Genomic DNA, 17,066 nt, shown 5'->3' with positions numbered 1-17,066 from the left:
CTCCGTCTGTGGTATAGAAATAGAAACTGTGGAAACGCATTGTTTCCTCAAGCAGCCCAATTGGATTTGCTTTCATGGCCAAACTTCCCGATTTCGAGGCACTCGCGATTTTCGCAAAAGTCGTGGAATTACGGTCGTTTGCGGGGGCCGCGGGCGAGCTCGCGATGTCCAAGGCGACGGTGTCCAAGGCGGTCACGCGCCTCGAAGAGCGGCTCGGCGCCCGGCTGTTCAACCGCACCTCACGCCGGCTCGCGCTGACCGATGCCGGGCATAAGCTCGCCGAGCGTGCGACGCGCCTGCTGTCCGACGGCGAGGCGGCGGAGAACGAGGCGCTGGCGCAATCGGTCGCGCCGCGGGGCCTGGTGCGGCTCGCCGTGCCCATGTCGTTCGGGATCAAGGCGGTGGCGCCGTTGCTCCCGGAGTTCTTCGAGGCTTATCCAGAGGTCTCGGTCGATCTGCACCTGAGCGATGCGACCATCGATTTGATCGGCGAGGGCTTTGACATGGCAGTGCGGATCGCACGGCTGCCGGACTCCTCGTTGATTGCAAGGCGGCTCTTCACGATGCCGCGCTTTACGGTAGCTGCGCCGTCCTATCTGAAGCGCGAGGGACGGCCGACGCATCCGATGCATCTGGCCGCGCATAAATGCTTCAGCTATACCTATCTCTCCACGCCGAACGTCTGGCACTACACTAACGCGGCTGGCGAGCAGGCCAGCGTACGTCCGGGCGGACAGCTCCGCGTCAACAACGGCGAAGCGGTGATGCCGGCTCTGATCGCCGGTCTCGGCATCGCAGACCTTCCGGAATTCATCGTCGGTGACGCCATCTCCTCCGGCGACGTCGAGGTGATCCTGAAGGACTGGAAGCAGGCCGAAGGCGCCGTGCATCTGGTGACGCCACCCGGCGGCCCGCGCCCCGCACGCGTCGAGGCGCTCGGCGATTTTCTCGCGGCGAAGCTGCCGGGTACGTGCACGCGGCGCGCAAAGAAGAGCGAGCGAACAGCGTAGGTGCGGTAGGGTGGGCAAAGCGAAGCGTGCCCACCAATTCATGCGAAGGATCGCAAGTGCCTCAGTATCGCCGAGCGCAAGGCAACATGTTCTTCTTCACCGTCGCGCTAGCCGATAGGTCAAGTACGCTACTCGTCGACCAAGTTGATCGCCTACGTCAGATTTACCGAACGGTCGTGCAACGCCGGCCGTTCGAGACCGTCGCAATCTGTATCTTGCCTGACCACCTCCATGCGATCTGGGCGTTGCGTGAGGATGACGCCGACTTTTCGTCGCGATGGAATCTGATCAAGGGCGGATTTTCGCGGCGGCGGGAGGCCGGCGAGCGTTCAATCAGTAAATTGATGAAGCGAGAGAAGGGCATCTGGCAGCGCCGCTTTTGGGAGCACGCAATTCGTGACGATGCCGACTTGGAGCGGCACGTTGACTACATCCACTTCAATCCGGTGAAGCATGGCCTCGTCACGCGTGTGCGCGATTGGCCTTTCAGCAGCTTCCACCGCCATGTTGATCAAGGCACCCTTCCCATGGACTGGGGAGGGGATGTGCGTGACATCGTGGGGCACTTCGGCGAATGATTGGTGGGCACGGCGCTTTGCGCCTTTGCCCACCCTACGGCATATCGCCCAGTAGTACGATTACGATACCTTCTCACCATTACGCACGACAATTCGCAAGCTCGGCTTCAACGTCTCTTCCAGCTGCGATTTCAAATCATGAACACGCGGGTCGCTCGAGCGCTTCGCGCACACTGCGTATTGATGCACGGATTGCGCCAATGCGCGTCGCGCTTCCGGCGTTCGCGTCACGTCGGGCTTTGAAAGCCGCAAGACGATCGCAGCGAGATTCACCAGCATCTCGTCCAACGCCACGTCAATGGTCTGAAGTTTATTCATCGCTCCACTCCCTAGGAGGCAACGGTAGAGTCCTCGGGGCGTTCCTGACCGGGCGGAACATGGATAATGCTTCGTTAATCCTGCGCGCGCGGCTTGTTCCTGCGGACGGGCACGCTAGGCTGGCAGCGAAACAAGAAAACAGGGGGAATCTGCCATGGATCGACGCGATGTCCTGCACGCCGCTGCCGCATTGCCGTTGTTGCCTGCGTTGTCGAGCGCGGCTTTCGCGCAAGCCTATCCCGCTCGCAACATAACCATGATCGTGCCATTTCCGGCCGGCGGCCAGGCGGATCTTGCGGCCCGCCCCGTCGCACAGGCGCTGGAGCGAATCCTCGGCAAGGCGGTCATCGTCGACAACCGCGCCGGCGGTGGCGGTGGATCCGTCGGCAACGCCGCGGCGGCGCGCGCCGAGCCCGACGGCTACACGCTGCTGATGACGCTGTCCTCGCTTGCAGTGTTGCCCGAGGCCGACCGGCTGTTCGATCGTCCGGTCGCCTACGAGGTCTCGCAGTTCATGCCCATCGCACGGGTGCTGGCCGATCCCACGCTGCTCGCGGTGCCGGCCTCGGCGCCGTGGAAGACGGCGCAAGATTTCGTCGAGGACGCCAGGAAGCGGCCGGGCCAGATCACCTATGGTTCGTCGGGGCCTTACGGCACGCTGCATGTGGCGATGGAGATGTTTGCAAATAGCGCCGGCATCAAGCTGCTGCATGTGCCGTTTCGCGGCGCAGGTCCCGCACTGACCGCGCTGCTCGGCGGCACTGTGCAGGCGATTGCAGCAGCTCCCGGCACGCTGAAGCCGCAGGTTGACGACGGCAAGCTGCGGGTGCTCGGCAACAGCGGTGCGCGGCGCATCGCGAGCTTCCCCGATGTGCCGACGTTCCAGGAGCTCGGCTATAAGGACGTCGAGATGTACATCTGGGCCGGGCTCTTTGCGCAGAATGCTCTTCCTGCGCCGGTCGCGACTCGCCTGCGCGAGGCGATGGCGCAGGTGATGACGAGCCCGGACGTGCTCAAGGCCTTCGAAACGTCGGGCAGTCTCGTCGCCTATCAGGACGCGCCGGCGTTCGCCGAGTTCGTCGCAGTCGACAGCGCGCGGCTGATTGCGGCGGTCAAGAAGATCGGCAAGGTCGAATAGGTTCCTAGCTCATTTTCACATTTTTTTGTTGGTTCAGAACCTCTCCGCGTCTCATTGATTGAACAGAATTCGAGAGATCGTGAAGGAATCGGACATGCGAACAGAGCGGATTGCGCTGGGTGTGGCGCTTGCGATCGGCGGCATCGTCGCGCAGGGCGCTGCATCCGCTGAAGAGTATCGCGGAACCATGGAGCAGCAGATGGCCTGCACACCGGATGTGTGGCGGCTGTGCAGCGACCAGATCCCTGATGTGAGCCGCATTACGGCCTGCTTGCGGCAGAACACGCCGCAGCTCTCCAGCGGTTGTCGCGCGGTGTTCCAGTCCAACAATCAGATGCCGCCGCAGCAGCCGGTTCCGGGCAATCGCGCCGCGCCGGCGCCGCGCTACAATGCTGCGCCGCCGCCTTCGGCGACCCAGCCCCGGCCTTACGACGAGGATGATTAGCGCGCTTCGGACCTGACCTCGCAGACATCGACCCATTCCGCCCCGGTCAGCTCGGCCATCCGGGAGGGCGTGATGCGCACCGCGCTATGGGTCGAGCCGGCGGCCGGCACCACCACGTCGAACGCCTTCAGCGAGACGTCGCAATAGACCGGCAGCGGCGACTTCAGTCCGAACGGGCAGACGCCGCCGACCTCGTGGCCGGTGATCTCGGCGACCTCTTCAAGTCCCAGCATCTTCGGCTTGCCGCCAAACGCCGCCTTCACCTTCTTGTTGTCCATGCGCGAAGTGCCGGCTGCAACGATCAGGATCACGCGCTCGCCGATCCGCAACGACAGCGTCTTGGCGATCATCCCGGGCTCGACACCATAGGCTTCCGCGGCCAGCGGCACTGTCGCGGAGCTGATCTGGGATTCGATAACGGTGATGTCGGGGGCTTTTTCGGCGAAGAAATTGCGAACGGATTCCAGGCTCATTCCAGTCAGCTCATTCCAGACCTACGGGCGGGCGGCGATGCCTAAGCAATCCTTGGCAGCTCCGAGAGCGCTCGGACACGATGATCCGGCGCAAAGCCGAGCTCGTCCATCTGGGTGCGGATCGCCTTGAACATCGTCAGCGGTGCCACGAGTTCGTTCTCGACGCAGGCCAGCGCCATCGCCTCCGGCGTCACCCGTTCGATCCAGGCGACGTTCAGCCCGAACGCTTTCGCGCCCGCGACATCCCAGGGATTGGAGGAGACGAACAGCACCTCGTCCGGCGCGGTACCGAGCACCTCGCCGATCAGCATGTAAGCTTCCGGGCTAGGCTTGAAGATCTTCTTCGCGTCGACGCTGATTGTGGCGTCTAGCAGGGCGTCGAGGCCGGAGTTGCGCACGAGCGCATTCAGCATGTCCGGACTGCCGTTGGAGAGGATGGCGAGTTTTCGCGGTTTCAGAGCCGTGAGCGCTGCCGTCGCATCCGGATAGAGATCGAGATGCAGATATTTCTCGATCACGCGCTCGAATGCCTCGTTCTCGTAAGCGAGCCCGAGCACGCGCAGCGTATAGGCAAGCGAGTCGCGCGTGATGGCTGCAAAGTCCTGGTAGCGCCGCATCAGCGAGCGCAACCAGGTGTATTCGAGCTGCTTGATTCGCCAGATCTGCGTGATGATCTCACCGTAGCCCGGAAACGCATCCTCGGTGGTCTCCGCGACCGACTGGATGTCGTAGAGCGTTCCGTAGGCATCGAAGACAACGGCTTTGAGGCTCAATTGACCTGTCCTCCGGGATCGTTGCGGTCCACGGACTATACAAGGCGCCGCGGTATCGATCCAAGACGGAAACGCGACTTGGACGCTTAGTTTCTAGAATCTGATCACGATCTTGCCGAAATGTGAGCCGGTCCGCAGGTGCGCATATGCTTCGGCGACCTCGTCGAAACCATAGATCCGATCGACGATTGGGTGGATCGCATGTTCGGTCAGGGAGCGATTCATCGTGGCAAAGTGTTCGAGCGATCCGACGGTGACACCGATGATGTCGGCATTCTCCCACTGAAGGCGCGCGAGGTCGGGCTTGGGGCCGAACCCTGTCAAAACTCCAATCTGAACGATCTTGCCACCCGAAGCGACCGATCGCAGCGATCGGTCATAAGTGCCGGGACCGCCGAGTTCGAGGATGTGACTGGCGCCGGCGCCATTCGTCGCCTTCATGAGGGCGACATCCCAGTCAGGCGTGTCGCGGTAGTTGATGAGGATCGAGCCGCCCAGCGCCTTGGCGCGGGCGAGTTTTTCGTCCGAGGAGGATATCACGATCGCACGCGCGCCCAGCGCTGCTGCGAATTGAAGGCCGAACAGCGCGACGCCACCCGTTCCCTGGACCAGCAACGTATCGCCTTTGCCCATCCCGCCGCGTGCGACGAGGCCATGAAAAGCCGTGACGCCAGCGCAGGGCAGGGTCGCAGCCTCCACCGCGGACAAATGCGCCGGCACTGAGACCAGCGCGGTCGCCGGCAGCACGACATATTCAGCCAGCATTCCGTCAAGGGCGTTGCTGCCGAGCGCTGAGGCAATGTAGCTCGCCTTGAACGGCCCCGAGATCCAATCGCGAAAGTACGATGCGGCGACACGATCGCCCACCTGCCATTGCACGACGTCGGAGCCGACGGCGTCAACGACGCCAGCGCCGTCGCAGAGCGGTACGCGACCGTTGAGCTCACCTTGACCTGCACGGTCGAGGATCAGGAGGTCGCGGTAATTCAGGCTTGCCGCTTCGACCCGAATGCGGACCTCGCCATTGGCGGGTTCGGGTTTGCTGACGTCGACCTGCACAAGGCGGCCGGCACCAGCATGGCCATTCAAATGGTAGGCTTTCATCGTTGCTCCCTTCACAAGTGGCATTCACTCGGACGAGCAAAGTCTGTAAGGTCTGACAGTGCTGTCAGGGTCAAGAGGCTTCAGATGAAAATCGGCGAACTCTCCCGGCGGACGGGGGTCAGCGTCCGAATGCTGCGCTACTATGAAGGCGAAGGACTGCTTGCGCCGCTGCGGACCGATTCCGGTTACCGCGACTATGGCCTGGCCGAAGAGGAAACCGTTCGGCGGATCAAGATGCTCGGCGGCGCGGGAATGACGCTCGAAACCATCGAGCGGCTGCTCCCCTGCGTAAGGAACAACGATCCAACTTTCACGCCGTGCAACGAGCTACGAAAAATACTCACGCAGCAGGTCGGGCTGATCGATGAACGTATCGAGACGCTCAGCGAAAGCCGGACAATTTTGGCGGGCTATCTGGCAAGCGTGAATTGATCGCACAACGTGGTCATCAGAATCACCGCCTCTTGGTATTCCAGGCGTCGCGCTCGGCGAAGACGCGGCTGACCTCGGCCATGTGCTCCGTGCCCCACGAGCACAGCGGCACGAGCGCCTGAGCCAGGCTGTGGCCCAAAGCGGTAAGGCTGTAGTCGACCCGCGGAGGCACTTCCTTGTAGTCGGTCCGCTTCACGAGACCATCGGCCTCCAGCTCCTTGAGTTGCTGGATCAGCATCTTGTCGCTGACGTCGCGCACGGCTCGCCGCAACTCGCCATAGCGGGTCGGCCCGCCCTGGGCGAGGAAGTACAGGATCAGCGGCTTCCACTTGCCGGCGACGACCCGCAGGGTCGCGTCGAGGCCACACGTGAAGCCGGGCAAGGTCGGGGTGCAATTCTGGGCGGGCGGTGAAGCCTGCGCCGGCGGAATCGGGGCCGAAAGATCTGACGACATTTTAGGGTACTTACCAAAAGGTACATACTTGCCGATAGGTGGGTACGCCGCCAGCTCAGTGCAACCCTAATGAAGGAGCACATCATGAGCAGACTACAAGGCAAGACGGCGGTGGTGACGGGCGGTGGAACCGGGATCGGGCTTGGCGCCGCCAAGCGATTCATCGACGAAGGTGCGTTCGTCTATCTCTTCGGGCGGCGGCAGGAGCCGCTCGACGCCGCCGTGGCGCAGCTGGGTTCCTCGGCGCGCGCCGTCAGGGGCTCGGTGACGGATATGTCCGACCTCGACAGGTTATACGCGGCGGTGAAGGCCGAACGCGGCGGGCTCGATATTCTGTTCGCCAATGCTGGGACCGGATTGTTTGCGCCGCTCGGCGAGATCACGCCCGAGCATTACGATCAGATCTTCGACATCAACGTGAAAGGGTTGGTGTTCACGGTGCAGAAGGCCCTGCCGCTAATGAAGCAGGGATCATCGATCATCCTGACCGGTTCGAGCACGGGCGTGATGGGGACGCCGCAATTCAGCGTCTACAGCGCGACCAAAGCCGCGATCCGCAATCTGGCGCGCAGCTGGGCGCTGGACCTGCGCGGCACAGGCATTCGCGTCAATGTGCTGTCCCCGGGGCCGACCAAGACGGAGCTGGCGCTGGAGATCGTCGGCGAGGAAGCGTTCGACGCGCTTGGAAGCATGACGCCGCTCGGGCGTGTGGGCGACCCGAGCGAAACGGGGGCGGTGGCCGCGTTCCTGGCCTCCTCAGACAGCAGCTTCATGACCGGCGGCGAGGTCTTCGTGGATGGAGGCCTCGCACAAGTCTGAGAATTGAGCACCTAAGTGTGAGGGCTTCGGTCAATGGATCGAAGCCCTCGACGCGCTTTCTAGATCCCCAACAGCTTCCTTGCGTTGGCCTTCAACACCTTCGGCCGGATCTCGTCGCGAATCTCGATCTTGGCGAAGTCCGACAGCCAGCGGTCCGGCGTGATCACCGGCCAGTCCGAGCCGAACAGCATCTTGTCCTGCAGGATCGAGTTGATGTAGCGCACCAGGATCGGCGGGAAATATTTCGGCGACCAGCCCGAGAGGTCGATATAGACGTTCGGTTTGTGGGTCGCGACCGACAGTGCTTCTTCCTGCCAGGGGAAGGAGGGATGGGCGAGGATGATCTTGAGGTCGGGAAAATCAGCCGCGACGTCGTCCATGTACATCGGGTTGGAATATTTCAGCCGCATCCCCATGCCGCCGGGCATGCCGGAGCCAACCCCGGTCTGGCCGGTGTGGAATAGCGCGATCGCGCCGCCATTGTTGATCTCTTCATAGAGCGGATAGGCCATGCGGTCGTTGGCGTAGAAGCCCTGCATGGTCGGGTGGAATTTGAAGCCGCGCACCCCGTATTCCTCGATCAGCTTGCGCGCCTCGCGCACCCCGAGCTTGCCCTTGTGCGGGTCGATCGAGACGAAGGGGATGAGAACGTCGAGATGGTCGGAGGCGATCTCCAGCATCTCCTCGTTCTTGTAGCGGCGGAAGCCGGTCTCGCGCTCGGCGTCGACCGGGAAGATCACCGCGGCGATGTTCTTGGATCGATAGTAGGCGGCGGTCTCCGGCACGGTCGGCGGATGCTTGTGCGGCGACTTGAAATAGTCGGCCATCTGCGCCTGAAAATCGTCATAGCCGTCGTCGGGATGGGTGCCGCAGGGCTCTTCGGCATGGGTATGGATGTCGATGGCGACGACGTCGTCGATGTTCGGCAGCTTCAGCTTTGGCATGGGTTTCCTCCCGACGGGTTGCCGAATTGATTATATGATATAACGAACTTGGCAAGGCGTTGTGGGATAAGGCGTTGTAGGACAGGCGTCGTCCGAGCCAGATTGGGCCGATCCGGCCGCTTCTACTTTGCATGGGGTTGTTTTTAAGAATTTGCTGGGTGGGATTGGGGCAGTTAACATTGACATCCGGTCCTCCCATGCCTTAAGAACCGCCCCGTCCCGGGCGGTCGGTCCGCCAGCGGGAAAATCTCATTTTGCCTCATTCGCGCGTGCCGAAACGGTAGTGCCGAACACGGCCTTTCGAACGTTCAGGATTCTGCCATGAAGGTCCGTAACTCGCTGAAATCGCTGCGCGGTCGCCATCGCGCCAACCGCCTGGTCCGCCGCAAGGGCCGGGTCTATGTGATCAACAAGGTGCAGCGCCGCTTCAAGGCGCGTCAGGGCTGATATTGCCCTGCCGGACGCCAGCGCGCGCCCCGCAAGACCACGGTCTCACACGAGTTTGACGCCGCCCTGCTTTGCAAGGGCGGCTTTGCGCGTTTAGACTTCGACCATGGCAGTGAGATTCTTCGTCGCGCGCACCCTTTGTCTGGCTCTCGTACTGGGAGCCGCCGGCCTCGCTCCTGCGCTGGCACAGCAGATTAATCCGCCGGCCCCGCCCGGCAAGCAGAAGAAACTTCCGGAAGCGCCGGCCAAGCTGCCCAAGGTCGATCGCACCAAGAATCTCGATTTCCTGTTCGGCGCACTGAAAGCTGCGCCCGACGAAGCCAGCGCCAAGCACGTCGAGGCGCGGATCTGGGCGATCTGGATCCAGACCCCGAGCGACACCGCGGCGCTTTTGATGGCGCGGGCCAAGACCGCGGTCGACGCAAAGAAGATCGAGGTTGCTATCAAGCTGCTGGATTCGGTCGTCAAGCTGAGGCCCGACTATATCGAGGCCTGGAATCGTCGCGCGACGCTCTACTACATGCAGAACGATTATGGCCGCTCGCTTGCCGACATTCGCGAGGTGCTGATCCGCGAGCCCCGCCATTTCGGCGCGCTCGCAGGCCTCGGCATGATCATGCAGGAGGTCGGCGACGAAAAGCGCGCGCTCGAGGCCTACCGCAAGGCGCTCGCCGTCAATCCGCACCTCGAGAAGATCCCCGACCAGGTCAAGTCGCTGACCGAGAAGGTCGAAGGCCGCGATATTTAGCGGACAAGTCGATCATTGCTCGAGCGAATGCGGCGCAGGCGGATTAACCACGATGACACGCGCCGCCTTACGAGGGGTATGGGTGGCCCCGCCGCAGGCCTACCTTCATGGCGGGAGCACAGCCATGAAGCGTTTGATCTTTGCAGGTATATTGCTGCTGGCGTCGGGCACGGCGAGCCTTGCCGACGGACTGTTCTGGGTGGTCGGCAACCGCGCCACCGGAAAATGCAACATCGTGACCAGCAATCCCGTGATCATCGGCGACGTCTGGTTCGGTGACGGTCCCTACAAATCGAAGGCCGACGCCAAGCTTGCCCGTTCGACCATCCGCGCCTGTCCCCCACCCACGCCTGACGAGGAAAAGGACGAGGACAGCACCAATTAGGTCGACAGCGACCTAGTGCAAAACGTTGCCGCTGCGCTCGGCGAGGCCGCGATCGACCGCTGCGGCGTAGGCCTTCGCCAGCTCCGTCTCGAGGTGCTCGTTGATCAGCAGCAGCGCGCGCACGGCACCGCGAAGGTCGCCGTTGCAGCTTGCCACGATCTCGTCGATCGCAGTGTCTTTGGATCTCAGGCTCATCGAAATTCTCCGGTTCAAATCAGGATAAATCCTGCCGGTCTTTCCCGCATCCCAGAGGGTTGCGAGCACGATCGGCGCCCACCCGCGTCTAAATGGCGGAACCGACCGTGGCGATTATAAGGAAGCCGCGATGACGACTGCATGAAGCCGTTCGGGGCTGACTTACCGCGAGAAGTGCCATTGATTTCGTTGCATTTTTTCCTGCTTGAATTATGCACATATCCACAGCCCCGGCCTTTCCAGTGGAGCGCGGAGGCTCCCCGGGCGAAACTGCCGCCTGCAAGCCACGTAACTGCCCTGTGCCCTGGATCGCCCGGATTCCATCCATGATCGTGATGTCAGTCGTGACCGCGCTGGTTGTGCTGGCGCTGGTCACGCAGGCCGGCGTCCTCGCCGTGCAACGCGCCTTTCCACCGCAGGGCCGGATGATCGAGGTCGAGGGTGCGGTGCTTCACCTCGTCGATATCGGCCCGCGCGATTCCGACCTGCCGGTCGTGATGCTGCACGGCGCGAGCTCCAACCTCGAAGCGATGCGGCGGCCGCTCGGCGATCTCCTTGCCAGAGATCATCGCGTCATCCTGATCGATCGTCCCGGCCATGGCTGGAGCACGCGGGCGCGGCGGCAGGATTCGACGCCGGAGGTGCAGGCGCGGATGATCGATGAGGCGCTCGGCAAGCTTGGGATCGATCGCGCGGTCTTCGTGGTGCATTCCTGGAGCGGTGCGCTCGGCGCGCGGCTGGCGCTCGATCATCGCGGCCGCGTCGCGGGCCTTGTCATGCTCGCGCCCGTCACCCATCCCTGGCGCGGCGGCGTCGGCCGCTACAACGAGATCATCGCAACGCCGGTGATCGGCCCGCTGCTCGCCTACACCATAACCCTGCCGCTGGGCTATTTCCTGAGCGAGCCCGGCGCGCGCAACGTCTTCCTGCCGCAAATGATGCCGGATGGCTTCGTGCAGGACTCCGCGACGCCGCTGCTGCTGCGCCCGCGCGAGTTCATCGCCAATGCCTATGATCTGGTGACCCTGAAGGAAGCGGTCGCCGCGCAGGTCGCGCGCTACGGCGAGATATCGGCGCCGGTCACGATCATCGCCGGCGAACCCGACAAGACGGTGAAGACCGACATTCACGCGCGCCCGTTCGCCGCCACCGTGCAGAATGCGAAGCTGATCGTGCTGCCGGATCTCGGCCACATGGTGCAGAACGCGGTGCCCGATCTCGTGAAGACCGAGATCGAGACGATGATCGGAAACATCGTTCCGGCGCAGGCGGCCGCCGATTAGCGGCCGCCGTTCAGCCGCTTACTGCTTGATCTTCCCGTCCTTGTCGAACTGCGACACATAGGCCCAGAGATTGTTGATCTCGGTCTCGTTCTTGATGCCGGCGAACGCCATCTTGGTGCCGGGGATCTTGGCCTTGGGGTCCTTGATGTATTCCTTGAACACGGCCTCGTTCCAGGTGATGCCGGAATTCTTGTTGGCGTCGGAATAATTGTAGTCCGGCGCGGTGCCGGACTTGCGGCCGTCGAGGCCATTGAGCTCGGGGCCGACCTTGTTCTTGGCGCCTTCGCCGATCGCGTGACAGGCCAGGCATTTGTTGAACGACGACTTGCCGGCCGCGACGTCCTGCGCCATCGCGCTGGGTGCGGTGGCAATCGCGGTGAGGATGGTCAATGCGCCAAAAATCAGTTTTGTCATCGGGTGCTCTTCGTCTCTTCCCTGGGGGCTGGTCTGTTGCTTGCCTGATCGGCAATGGTCGGACCTGCCGGTTTTGGCAGGCCTGCCCGGATTGGACAAGCCGCCAAGCTATGACAGGTTTCACGATTTCCTACTTGTCCCAGAGCGAACTCGCGCAGGATCGTCGATCCGACTTTCGGATGGCCTACCCAAACCACCGCGGACGTGGTTGATTTACCGCGACAAATCGATCGTGCGGCCTCGGCCGGAAGGAAATGCCATGAAGGAAATGTTATGGCCATCATGATGCCGGCGAGCGACCAGGCCGTGCTCGCGCGCCGCGCCGAGATCGTGGCTGCATTGCGCGCAATCGTGCCGGGCGAAGGCGTGATCGACAGCACCGCCGAGATGCGGGCCTATGAATCCGACGGATTGACGGCCTATCGGCAGCCGCCGATGGTCGTGGTGTTGCCCGACACGACCGAGCAGGTTTCGCTCGTCCTGAAATATTGTGCAGGGCAGGGCATCAAAGTGGTGCCGCGCGGCTCCGGCACCTCGCTGTCCGGCGGCGCGCTGCCGCTGGAAGACGGCGTGCTCCTGGGCCTCGGCAAGTTCAAGCGCATCCGCGAGATCGACTTCGACAACCGCGCCGTCGTCACCGAGCCCGGCGTCACCAACCTCGCGATCAGTCAGGCCGTCGCCCATGCCGGATTCTACTACGCGCCGGATCCGTCCTCGCAGATCGCCTGTTCGATCGGCGGTAATGTCGCGGAGAATTCCGGCGGCGTGCACTGCCTGAAATACGGCATGACCACCAACAACGTGCTCGGCTGCGAGATCGTGCTGATGAGCGGCGAGATCCTGCGCATCGGCGGCAAGTCGGCGGAGAACTCCGGCTACGACCTGATGGGCGTCATCACCGGCTCCGAAGGCCTGCTCGGCGTCATCACCGAGATCACGGTGCGTATCCTGCAAAAGCCGGAGACGGCGCGCGCGCTGATGGTCGGCTTCGCGCAAGTCGAGGCGGCCGGCGAATGCGTGGCGCGCATCATCGGCGCCGGCATCATTCCCGGTGGCATGGAGATGATGGACAAGCCTGCGATCCACGCCGCGGAAGCCTTCGTCCATGCCGGCTATCCGCTCGACGTCGAGGCGCTCCTCATCATCGAGCTCGACGGTCCCAAGATCGAGGTCGACGAGCTGATCACGCGGGTCGAGACGATTGCGAACGCTTGCGGCTCGACCACCTGCCAGATCTCGACCTCGGAGGCCGAGCGCAATCTGTTCTGGGCCGGCCGGAAAGCTGCGTTCCCCGCCGTGGGCCGCATCTCCCCGGACTATCTCTGCATGGATGGCACCATCCCACGCGGTGCGCTGCCGAAGGCGCTGGCGCGCATCCGCGAGCTATCGGAGAAATACCAGCTCGGTTGCGCCAACGTGTTCCATGCCGGCGACGGCAATCTGCATCCGCTGATCCTCTATGATGCCAACAAGCCCGGCGAGATCGAGCGCGCCGAGGCCTTCGGCGCCGACATCCTGCGCGCCTGCGTCGAGTTCGGCGGCGTGCTCACCGGCGAGCACGGCGTCGGCATCGAGAAGCGCGATCTGATGCCGGAGATGTTCAGCGAGATCGACCTCAACCAGCAGCAGCGCCTGAAATGCGCCTTCGACGCGCAGGGCCTGCTCAATCCCGGAAAGGTGTTTCCGACCCTGCACCGTTGCGCCGAGCTCGGCCGCATGCACGTCCACGCCGGCAAGCTGGCGTTTCCTGACATCCCGCGATTCTAGCGTCGCCTCGCTGCAACGCGCCAAATTTGATTTTCGCTGCAAACTTCGTTACCCGCTACAGGCGTGGATACGCTCAAGGTACGAGACGCCAAAGACGTCGAAGAGGTGGTGCGCGCGGCGATTGCCAATGAGCAGCCGCTCGAGATCATCGGTCATGGCTCCAAGCGTAGCATCGGCCATGCGATGGCGACCAACGCCGTGCTCGACGTCTCCGCGCTGAATGCCATCACCGCCTACGAGCCCAACGAACTCATTGTCACGCTCCAGGCCGGGGCGCCGCTGGCCGACGTGCTGTCGCTGATCGATGCCAAGAACCAGCAATTCGCCTTCGAGCCGATGAACACGGCGTCACTGCTCGGCACGCCCGCGCTCGGCACCATCGGCGGCATGATCGCGGCTGGCCTGGCCGGTCCGCGCCGGATCAAGGCCGGCGGGGCGCGCGACCATCTGCTCGGGGCGCATGCCGTCTCCGGTTTCGGCGACAGCTTCAAGACCGGCGGCAAGGTGGTGAAGAACGTCACCGGCTACGACCTCTGCAAGCTTCTCGCCGGTTCCTGGGGCACGCTGTCGGTCATGACCGAGGTCACCCTGAAGGTGATGCCGAAGCCGGAGGCCGAGCGGACGCTGTTGCTGCGCGGGCTCGACGATGCCGCCGCGAACAAGGCAATGACGGCGGCGCTTGGCTCGCCCTTCGACGTTTCCGGGGCCGCGCACCTGCCGAAATCGGCGTTCCGGACCAAGATCGAAGGTCTGGGCGATATCGCAGGCCAAGGCGAGGCGCTGACCGTGCTGCGGCTCGAAGGCATTACCGCCTCGGCCGCCCACCGTGCCGGCTCGCTGCGCGAATTGCTGGCGCCGTTCGGAACCGCAACTCTCGTCGAGGACACGGTGTCAGCGGCACTGTGGACCACGATCCGCGATGTCCTGCCGTTCGCGGCTGGCGGCGCGCTGGGGGCCTGGCCGGTCTGGCGGATCGTCTGTCCGCCGGCGTCGGGCGCGGCGCTCGGGATGCAGCTGGCGCACGAGACCGGTGGCGAATTGATCTACGATTGGGGCGGTGGACTGATCTGGGCGGCGTTGCCACCGAAGGCGGACGCGCATGGCCCGGCCCTGCGCGAACGTACGAATGCGGCCGGCGGGCACGCCACGCTGATCCGGGCGGCCGAGGACATCAGGCGCGCGATCGATGTATTCCACCCGCAAGCCCCTGGCCTTGCCGCGTTGAGCGAGCGGGTCCGCGCCAGTTTCGATCCGAAGACCATCCTCAACCGGGGCCGGCTGACGCGGGGCGCTGCGGCATGAAGACCGAATTCTCACTCGCGCAGCTCGCCGATCCCGACATCGCGGAAGCCGACAAGATCCTGCGCGCCTGCGTCCATTGCGGCTTCTGCACTGCAACCTGTCCGACCTATGTGCTGCTTGGCGACGAGCTCGATAGCCCGCGCGGCCGCATCTATCTGATCAAGGAGATGCTGGAGAAGGACCAGACGCCCACGGCCGAAGTGGTCAAACATGTCGATCGCTGCCTGTCGTGCCTGGCCTGCATGACGACCTGCCCCTCGGGGGTGAATTACATGCATCTGGTCGATCAGGCCCGGGTCAGGATCGAGCAGCGTTACGAGCGGCCGCTGGCCGAGCGGCTGCTGCGCCGGGTGTTGGCCTTCGTCTTGCCGGACCCGCAGCGTTTCCGCGCCAGCATGGTGCTGGCACGGCTGGCCCGCCCGCTGGCCGCATTCCTGCCGACGCCCCGGCCATCGGCGACGCCCGGCATGATCCTGCGCCTCAAGGCGATGCTGGCGCTGGCGCCGAGCCGGCTGCCGCCGCGGGGGCCCGCCGCTGGAAGTGTGTTCGCGGCTCTCGGCAAGAAGCGCGGCCGGGTCGCGCTGCTCCAGGGCTGCGCCCAGCAGGTGCTGGCGCCGCGCATCAACCAGGCCGCCATCAGTCTCCTCACGCGCCACGGCATCGAGGTCGTCCTCGTCAGGGACGAGCAGTGTTGCGGCGCGCTGACCCATCACCTCGGCAACGACCAGGACGCATTGGCGCGGGCTCGCGCCAATGTCGCGGCGTGGCGCGCGGAAGCGGCCGGCGAGGGGCTCGACGCCATCCTGGTGACCGCGTCCGGCTGCGGCACCGTGATCAAGGACTACGGCTATCTTCTGCGAGAGGATGCTGCGTTTGCCGCCGATGCGGCGAAGGTCTCCGCGCTCGCCAAGGACATCACTGAATACGTCGCCGGCCTTGGACTCGCGGCCACAGCGCGAAAGGACAACATCGTCGTCGCCTATCACTCTGCGTGTTCGTTGCAGCACGGGCAGAAAATCACGGGCCTTCCGAAAGAATTGCTTTCCAATAATGGATTCGTGGTGAAAGATGTGCCGGAGAGCCATTTGTGTTGCGGTTCGGCGGGCACCTACAACATTCTCCAGCCCGAGCTTGCGGGCCGGTTGCGCGATCGCAAGGTCGCCAACATCGCGAGCGTCAAGCCGGACATGATTGCCGCAGGCAATATCGGCTGCATGGTGCAGATTGCCAGTGGCACGTCAGTTCCGGTCGTACACACGATTGAGCTTCTCGATTGGGCTACGGGCGGGTCGCGGCCGGCATTGAACGCGCAAGACTGAGCTTTCGAAGGCCGAGCTTTCGAAGGCTGAGCTTTCGTCCGGAGGTGACGGCTGAAGACGCCCGATCGACCATTGTTCGGCGGCAACAGGAGGACCACGATGGCGAAAGCGAAGAAGAAGAAAAGCAAGAAGGCCAAAAAGGCCAAGAAGGCAGTAGCGGCGAAGAAGACCTCAAAGAAGGCAGCCAAAAAATCCGCGAAGAAGTCTGCCAAGAAGGCCACAAAGAAATCTGCGAAGGCCGCGCCAAAGAAGGCCGCCAGGAAGTCGGCCAAGAAGGCCGCTAAGCAGGCTGCCCCTAAGAAGGCCGCCAAGAAGGCTGCGAAGAAAGCGGCGCCGAAGAAGGCGAAGGCAGCTCCCGCGCCGAAGCCGTCAACACCGGCAGCTCCGGCTCCCGAGCCCGCCGCCGAGACAAGCTGGGCGATGCCTTCGTCTTCTGCGGACACGACGCCGGCCGAAGGACAAGGTTAGGCCCGAGGTTAGGCAAAACGCTGGATCCAATCCGACGACCATGATCGACAACAGGAAGGCCGCAGCGATGCTGCGGCCTTTTTGCATCGGCGCGACTGCGCGCGCGGGATGGTCTTGTCCGGAAGCAGCCTGATTCGTGGCGCGGGCAGCACGGTACCGCGGGGCCGTACTAACTGTGGTCTCTCAGGAGGTTGTCCATCTGGTCTGAACCGAGGAAGCTGAGGTTGCGAAGCTTCAGTGTTCCAAGGAG

22 protein-coding genes are annotated in these 17,066 nt (G+C 63.4%); 14 read left to right on the top strand and 8 right to left on the bottom strand.

The window, feature by feature from the left end; genetic code table 11:
- Positions 1 to 74: 74 nt before the first annotated feature.
- Both AC0L3P_RS30650 and AC0L3P_RS30645 read left to right on the top strand, forming a co-directional pair.
- A complete protein-coding gene (locus AC0L3P_RS30650) occupies positions 75 to 1,010 on the top strand; it encodes a LysR family transcriptional regulator (RefSeq protein WP_275171071.1) in 936 nt (311 codons plus the stop codon).
- 56 nt (positions 1,011 to 1,066) lie between these two features.
- Entirely contained in the window at positions 1,067 to 1,588 is a 522-nt protein-coding gene (locus tag AC0L3P_RS30645; RefSeq protein ID WP_473307715.1) for an REP-associated tyrosine transposase, read from the top strand.
- A gap of 60 nt (positions 1,589 to 1,648) precedes the next feature.
- Here the strand turns inward: AC0L3P_RS30645 and AC0L3P_RS30640 are convergent, their stop codons facing one another.
- Positions 1,649 to 1,906, bottom strand: a complete 258-nt coding sequence (locus AC0L3P_RS30640; protein ID WP_473307713.1) for a hypothetical protein — start codon at positions 1,904 to 1,906, stop codon at positions 1,649 to 1,651.
- Between the two features lie 154 nt (positions 1,907 to 2,060).
- Here AC0L3P_RS30640 and AC0L3P_RS30635 point away from each other — a divergent pair, with 154 nt between their 5' ends.
- Both AC0L3P_RS30635 and AC0L3P_RS30630 read left to right on the top strand, forming a co-directional pair.
- Positions 2,061 to 3,044 (top strand): tripartite tricarboxylate transporter substrate binding protein, encoded by a 984-nt coding sequence (locus AC0L3P_RS30635; protein ID WP_473307711.1) that lies wholly within the window; start codon positions 2,061 to 2,063, stop codon positions 3,042 to 3,044.
- Positions 3,045 to 3,138: 94 nt separating this feature from the next.
- Positions 3,139 to 3,489 (top strand): hypothetical protein, encoded by a 351-nt coding sequence (locus AC0L3P_RS30630; RefSeq protein WP_473307709.1) that lies wholly within the window; start codon positions 3,139 to 3,141, stop codon positions 3,487 to 3,489.
- On the opposite strand, the gene AC0L3P_RS30625 is transcribed toward AC0L3P_RS30630, so the two are convergent.
- The 3 genes from AC0L3P_RS30625 to AC0L3P_RS30615 form a co-directional block, all read right to left on the bottom strand.
- Positions 3,486 to 3,962 (bottom strand): YbaK/EbsC family protein, encoded by a 477-nt coding sequence (locus AC0L3P_RS30625; protein WP_473307707.1) that lies wholly within the window; start codon positions 3,960 to 3,962, stop codon positions 3,486 to 3,488. The genes AC0L3P_RS30630 and AC0L3P_RS30625 overlap by 4 nt on opposite strands.
- 41 nt (positions 3,963 to 4,003) lie before the next feature.
- A complete protein-coding gene (locus tag AC0L3P_RS30620; RefSeq protein ID WP_473307705.1) occupies positions 4,004 to 4,735 on the bottom strand; it encodes a haloacid dehalogenase type II in 732 nt (243 codons plus the stop codon).
- 93 nt (positions 4,736 to 4,828) lie between these two features.
- Positions 4,829 to 5,839, bottom strand: a complete 1,011-nt coding sequence (locus AC0L3P_RS30615) for a zinc-dependent alcohol dehydrogenase family protein (RefSeq protein ID WP_473307703.1) — start codon at positions 5,837 to 5,839, stop codon at positions 4,829 to 4,831.
- An 84-nt stretch (positions 5,840 to 5,923) separates the two neighbouring features.
- Between AC0L3P_RS30615 and AC0L3P_RS30610 the strand changes: the two genes are divergently transcribed.
- Complete coding sequence (locus AC0L3P_RS30610; RefSeq protein WP_473307701.1) at positions 5,924 to 6,271, top strand: MerR family transcriptional regulator; 348 nt, start codon at positions 5,924 to 5,926, stop codon at positions 6,269 to 6,271.
- 22 nt (positions 6,272 to 6,293) lie between these two features.
- Here AC0L3P_RS30610 and AC0L3P_RS30605 read toward each other — a convergent pair whose 3' ends face one another.
- A complete protein-coding gene (locus tag AC0L3P_RS30605) occupies positions 6,294 to 6,653 on the bottom strand; it encodes a winged helix-turn-helix transcriptional regulator (protein WP_354208365.1) in 360 nt (119 codons plus the stop codon).
- Between the two features lie 156 nt (positions 6,654 to 6,809).
- Between AC0L3P_RS30605 and AC0L3P_RS30600 the strand changes: the two genes are divergently transcribed.
- Positions 6,810 to 7,544 (top strand): SDR family NAD(P)-dependent oxidoreductase, encoded by a 735-nt coding sequence (locus AC0L3P_RS30600; RefSeq protein WP_275171080.1) that lies wholly within the window; start codon positions 6,810 to 6,812, stop codon positions 7,542 to 7,544.
- Positions 7,545 to 7,603: 59 nt separating this feature from the next.
- Here the strand turns inward: AC0L3P_RS30600 and AC0L3P_RS30595 are convergent, their stop codons facing one another.
- Positions 7,604 to 8,488, bottom strand: a complete 885-nt coding sequence (locus AC0L3P_RS30595; protein WP_027565452.1) for an amidohydrolase family protein — start codon at positions 8,486 to 8,488, stop codon at positions 7,604 to 7,606.
- 321 nt (positions 8,489 to 8,809) lie between these two features.
- Between AC0L3P_RS30595 and ykgO the strand changes: the two genes are divergently transcribed.
- The 3 genes from ykgO (at position 8,810) to AC0L3P_RS30580 (ending at position 10,068) form a co-directional block, all read left to right on the top strand.
- Positions 8,810 to 8,935, top strand: a complete 126-nt coding sequence (ykgO, locus tag AC0L3P_RS30590; protein ID WP_006611362.1) for a type B 50S ribosomal protein L36 — start codon at positions 8,810 to 8,812, stop codon at positions 8,933 to 8,935.
- Between the two features lie 106 nt (positions 8,936 to 9,041).
- Positions 9,042 to 9,683 (top strand): tetratricopeptide repeat protein, encoded by a 642-nt coding sequence (locus AC0L3P_RS30585; protein ID WP_275171081.1) that lies wholly within the window; start codon positions 9,042 to 9,044, stop codon positions 9,681 to 9,683.
- 124 nt (positions 9,684 to 9,807) lie between these two features.
- The gene (locus AC0L3P_RS30580) at positions 9,808 to 10,068 is read left to right on the top strand and encodes a hypothetical protein (protein WP_354208269.1); all 261 of its coding nucleotides are present in this window, start codon (positions 9,808 to 9,810) and stop codon (positions 10,066 to 10,068) included.
- Between the two features lie 12 nt (positions 10,069 to 10,080).
- Here the strand turns inward: AC0L3P_RS30580 and AC0L3P_RS30575 are convergent, their stop codons facing one another.
- A complete protein-coding gene (locus AC0L3P_RS30575; RefSeq protein ID WP_275172373.1) occupies positions 10,081 to 10,263 on the bottom strand; it encodes a hypothetical protein in 183 nt (60 codons plus the stop codon).
- A 326-nt stretch (positions 10,264 to 10,589) separates the two neighbouring features.
- On the opposite strand from AC0L3P_RS30575, the gene AC0L3P_RS30570 reads away from it, so the two are divergent.
- Entirely contained in the window at positions 10,590 to 11,546 is a 957-nt protein-coding gene (locus tag AC0L3P_RS30570; RefSeq protein WP_354208268.1) for an alpha/beta fold hydrolase, read from the top strand.
- A gap of 18 nt (positions 11,547 to 11,564) precedes the next feature.
- Here AC0L3P_RS30570 and cycA read toward each other — a convergent pair whose 3' ends face one another.
- Entirely contained in the window at positions 11,565 to 11,960 is a 396-nt protein-coding gene (gene cycA / locus AC0L3P_RS30565) for a cytochrome c-550 CycA (protein ID WP_027520444.1), read from the bottom strand.
- Between the two features lie 273 nt (positions 11,961 to 12,233).
- Here cycA and AC0L3P_RS30560 point away from each other — a divergent pair, with 273 nt between their 5' ends.
- From AC0L3P_RS30560 to AC0L3P_RS30545, 4 genes are all read left to right on the top strand, one after another.
- Positions 12,234 to 13,727, top strand: coding sequence for an FAD-linked oxidase C-terminal domain-containing protein (locus tag AC0L3P_RS30560; RefSeq protein ID WP_354208267.1), 1,494 nt, complete (start codon positions 12,234 to 12,236; stop codon positions 13,725 to 13,727).
- A gap of 63 nt (positions 13,728 to 13,790) precedes the next feature.
- Positions 13,791 to 15,029 (top strand): FAD-binding protein, encoded by a 1,239-nt coding sequence (locus AC0L3P_RS30555; protein ID WP_473307696.1) that lies wholly within the window; start codon positions 13,791 to 13,793, stop codon positions 15,027 to 15,029.
- Positions 15,026 to 16,348, top strand: a complete 1,323-nt coding sequence (gene glcF, locus AC0L3P_RS30550; RefSeq protein ID WP_354208265.1) for a glycolate oxidase subunit GlcF — start codon at positions 15,026 to 15,028, stop codon at positions 16,346 to 16,348. Before AC0L3P_RS30555 ends, glcF begins: the two co-directional genes overlap by 4 nt.
- 99 nt (positions 16,349 to 16,447) lie before the next feature.
- Positions 16,448 to 16,816, top strand: coding sequence for a histone (locus AC0L3P_RS30545; protein ID WP_354208364.1), 369 nt, complete (start codon positions 16,448 to 16,450; stop codon positions 16,814 to 16,816).
- Positions 16,817 to 17,066: the final 250 nt, after the last annotated feature.

Source organism: Bradyrhizobium sp. WSM4874 (assembly GCF_055811835.1).
Note: the sequence above shows the minus strand (reverse complement) of the source record. Positions and strands in the feature narration are given on the sequence as shown.

Bases quoted from the DNA above. Each gene is read 5' to 3' on its own strand.
- AC0L3P_RS30570 (WP_354208268.1), top strand. From the start codon at position 10,590: ATGATCGTGATGTCAGTCGTGACCGCGCTGGTTGTGCTGGCGCTGGTC.
- AC0L3P_RS30560 (WP_354208267.1), top strand. From the start codon at position 12,234: ATGGCCATCATGATGCCGGCGAGCGACCAGGCCGTGCTCGCGCGCCGC.
- AC0L3P_RS30650 (WP_275171071.1), top strand. From the start codon at position 75: ATGGCCAAACTTCCCGATTTCGAGGCACTCGCGATTTTCGCAAAAGTC.
- AC0L3P_RS30635 (WP_473307711.1), top strand. From the start codon at position 2,061: ATGGATCGACGCGATGTCCTGCACGCCGCTGCCGCATTGCCGTTGTTG.
- AC0L3P_RS30575 (WP_275172373.1), bottom strand. From the start codon at position 10,263: ATGAGCCTGAGATCCAAAGACACTGCGATCGACGAGATCGTGGCAAGC.
- AC0L3P_RS30580 (WP_354208269.1), top strand. From the start codon at position 9,808: ATGAAGCGTTTGATCTTTGCAGGTATATTGCTGCTGGCGTCGGGCACG.
- AC0L3P_RS30595 (WP_027565452.1), bottom strand. From the start codon at position 8,488: ATGCCAAAGCTGAAGCTGCCGAACATCGACGACGTCGTCGCCATCGAC.
- AC0L3P_RS30600 (WP_275171080.1), top strand. From the start codon at position 6,810: ATGAGCAGACTACAAGGCAAGACGGCGGTGGTGACGGGCGGTGGAACC.
- glcF (WP_354208265.1), top strand. From the start codon at position 15,026: ATGAAGACCGAATTCTCACTCGCGCAGCTCGCCGATCCCGACATCGCG.
- ykgO (WP_006611362.1), top strand. From the start codon at position 8,810: ATGAAGGTCCGTAACTCGCTGAAATCGCTGCGCGGTCGCCATCGCGCC.
- AC0L3P_RS30610 (WP_473307701.1), top strand. From the start codon at position 5,924: ATGAAAATCGGCGAACTCTCCCGGCGGACGGGGGTCAGCGTCCGAATG.
- cycA (WP_027520444.1), bottom strand. From the start codon at position 11,960: ATGACAAAACTGATTTTTGGCGCATTGACCATCCTCACCGCGATTGCC.
- AC0L3P_RS30545 (WP_354208364.1), top strand. From the start codon at position 16,448: ATGGCGAAAGCGAAGAAGAAGAAAAGCAAGAAGGCCAAAAAGGCCAAG.
- AC0L3P_RS30625 (WP_473307707.1), bottom strand. From the start codon at position 3,962: ATGAGCCTGGAATCCGTTCGCAATTTCTTCGCCGAAAAAGCCCCCGAC.
- AC0L3P_RS30585 (WP_275171081.1), top strand. From the start codon at position 9,042: ATGGCAGTGAGATTCTTCGTCGCGCGCACCCTTTGTCTGGCTCTCGTA.
- AC0L3P_RS30615 (WP_473307703.1), bottom strand. From the start codon at position 5,839: ATGAAAGCCTACCATTTGAATGGCCATGCTGGTGCCGGCCGCCTTGTG.
- AC0L3P_RS30630 (WP_473307709.1), top strand. From the start codon at position 3,139: ATGCGAACAGAGCGGATTGCGCTGGGTGTGGCGCTTGCGATCGGCGGC.
- AC0L3P_RS30640 (WP_473307713.1), bottom strand. From the start codon at position 1,906: ATGAATAAACTTCAGACCATTGACGTGGCGTTGGACGAGATGCTGGTG.